Annotated in this window: 2 protein-coding genes and 1 other RNA gene; 1 reads left to right on the forward strand and 2 read right to left on the reverse strand. The window is 44.3% G+C overall.

Annotated elements, in window-relative coordinates:
* Positions 1 to 357: 357 nt before the first annotated feature.
* Complete coding sequence (locus tag OQV04_RS24075) at positions 358 to 1,566, reverse strand: tyrosine-type recombinase/integrase (RefSeq protein WP_001562837.1); 1,209 nt, start codon at positions 1,564 to 1,566, stop codon at positions 358 to 360.
* Positions 1,567 to 1,783: 217 nt separating this feature from the next.
* Here OQV04_RS24075 and OQV04_RS24080 point away from each other — a divergent pair.
* Positions 1,784 to 1,920, forward strand: a non-coding RNA gene (locus OQV04_RS24080) — RtT sRNA.
* Between the two features lie 105 nt (positions 1,921 to 2,025).
* On the opposite strand, the gene OQV04_RS24085 is transcribed toward OQV04_RS24080, so the two are convergent.
* Positions 2,026 to 2,765: sensor domain-containing diguanylate cyclase (locus OQV04_RS24085; RefSeq protein ID WP_332643164.1), on the reverse strand; the 740-nt coding region annotated here is incomplete at its 5' end.

Below are 2,765 nucleotides of genomic sequence, written 5' to 3' on the forward strand. Positions count from 1 at the left end.
CTTGTGAATTAGCAAATGAGGCAAACATCCCGATAATGGAGCGTGGAATGTTTATAGTCTGTTGGGACCATAAGCTGAATAAGTACAGAAATGAAGAACAGACTAAAATATGGAACATAACTACAAAAAATTAAAGTTCCCGTCTTTTATCATTCAGTTACCAACCTGAATATCTGAAACAATGCCAGACATCGGTTACAAACTGGCATTGTTTTTATCATTCAATTTATAAACTACAATATTACGTATTATTTTTACATTTATGTCATTGCAAATATCAGACAAACAAGCATTATAACTCAATAAGTATATTTTTCGTGATTACAGACGACATCTGCAAATCTGTGAGATGTGATTTCATCGCTGGTTTTCCATAATCTGAGACATCACATAATCCGCCCATGCCTGCATCATCGGTATACGCTGATCCAGCAGATCAGTCCGGTGATATGCCGCCTCAACCTTATTTTTCAGCGTATGGGCAAGCGCCCTTTCCGCCAAATCCCGCGAATATCCCTGTTCGCTACACCAGTCCCTGAATGTTGAACGAAAACCATGTGCTGTAGCCACTCGTCCGGGTATATCACTGATGGCCTTCTTTTTACGCAGAAAACTCGTCAACACCATATCTGAAAGGATCTGCTGCTTTCTGGGAGAAGGAAACACCAGTTCGTCATGCAGACCACGTATATTTTCCAGAACGTGAATGGCCTGTCGGGATAAAGGAACACGATGCTGTATCCTGGCTTTCATTCTTTCTGCGGGTATCGTCCATATCCGCTTATGAAAATCAATTTCAGCCCAGCGCATTCCCCTTGCTTCGCCCGAGCGGGTTGCTGTCAGTATCACCATTAATAACAGTGCCCGGGTAACATTATAAGGTTCATCTGTATACACACTGGTCGCCACAAAAAGCGGTAACTGCCTCCAGGGCATTGCCGGCTGGTGTTCATCACGTCCTCTTGATTGCTGTGGAAGCAAATGATCAACCACATCAACAGGATTCGCCACACAAAAACCATGCGCCCAGCCCCACTGCATAACAACATGAATGCGCTGTTTAACCCGGCTTGCCGTTTCTGATAAGGTCAACCAGACTGGACGCAGTGTCTCTGCCACGTCCGCAGCCGTAATCGTATCCAGCGTTTTTGCTCCCAGTTGAGGAAACACGTAATTTTCAAGCGTCGACAACCACTGCCTGACATGCTTTGGGTTTTCCCATCCCGGTGACAATTCTGCATGTACACGCCGGGCTGCATCGGCAAATGTTGGGATAACAACTTTTTCAGCTTCAGCCTTTTTAATCTCCAGAGGATCATCACCTGCAGCAAGTTGCTCTCGCATTATCCGGGCAGTACGTGCAGCTTCAGCAATACTGACCTCAGGATAAGTTCCCAATCCAGCATTACGCCTTTTTTGTGTCACCGGACTTACATAACGAAAAACCCATTTACCCCTCCCCTTTACTGAAGAAGGATGAAGAGTCAGTCCTGTAATTCCCCCATGGGGCAATGGTTTGTCATCAGGTTTGATATGCCTTGCTTTAGTATCCGTCAATACTGCCATACGCTAATTCCTGTTACTCTGGTATGCCATTCAGTATGCCATTAGTCTCTCACTTCACTAAGAATACATTAGATAACATCGGACAGCAAAAATTGTAATGCATTGTTTATAATGAGGTTATATAACACTCCCGGATTAAGTCAGATTTATTTCAGGCGGTCCCCCTCACCGCCATATTTAAAGAGGAGCTCGTACGAAAGTACGGGCTTTTTTTCGTATGTTGCACATGCCGGGGGGATGAGAAGCCCCGACCGGGGTTCGACAACTGGCGACTGCCAGTTGGACAGACCGTGAACGCAGTAAGCGGGCTGCCCGCAGGGCGAGCGAAGCGAGTCAATCCCCCCCTCACCGCCATATTTAAAGAAGAGCTCGTACGAAAGTACGGGCTTTTTTTTCGTATGTTGCACATGCCGGGGGGATGAGAAGCCCCGACCAGCGGTTCGACAACTGGCGACAGAATTAATCATCATCCTTCCAGTTCATAAGATTTTCTGCCTCCGTCATAACAACCTTGTTACGTCCTGACTCTTTCACGTTATAAAGCGCTTTATCAGCCAACCGATAAATCTCATTCGGTTTTAACGTATTTCCATGCATCACCACGGCACCAATGCTAATCGTTACTTTTTGTGGGATGGCATATTCAGGATTATCTCCCGTCAAACGCTCAACATTTGCCCGAATCCTTTCAGCTAAGGCTTCCGCATTTTCATAATCGATCTCCGTCAACATAACACCAAACTCTTCTCCGCCAACGCGTGCTAAAAGATCGTTTGGCCGTATACTTTTCCCAATGATTTTCACCACTGTTTTAATCACTTGATCGCCAACCGGATGCCCCCAGGTGTCATTGACTTTTTTGAAGTGGTCAATATCCATAATCATGACGCAGTACGGTTTTTTTTTGGCTAATGCTGATTGATTTTTCAGTTCATTGAAAAAATAATTTCTGTTAAAAATATTGGTTAATGGATCGCGATGTGCAATATCCTTTGTCACGCGCAACGCACTGAATACATGACACATGAATATCGCCATAACTGTTAACTTGCTGAACAACTCAATAGTTCGACTAATATACCAAATGGATACACTATACCTCCCTATAAATAAAAGAGAGACATTATATAGCACAGCACAAAAAGCAATCACCGATACCCCATTCCAGATATCACTACGCAAACGATTGAAATATAAAT

The sequence above is a fragment of the Escherichia sp. Lx600-2 genome (assembly GCF_036662595.1).
Lineage (GTDB): Bacteria > Pseudomonadota > Gammaproteobacteria > Enterobacterales > Enterobacteriaceae > Escherichia > Escherichia coli.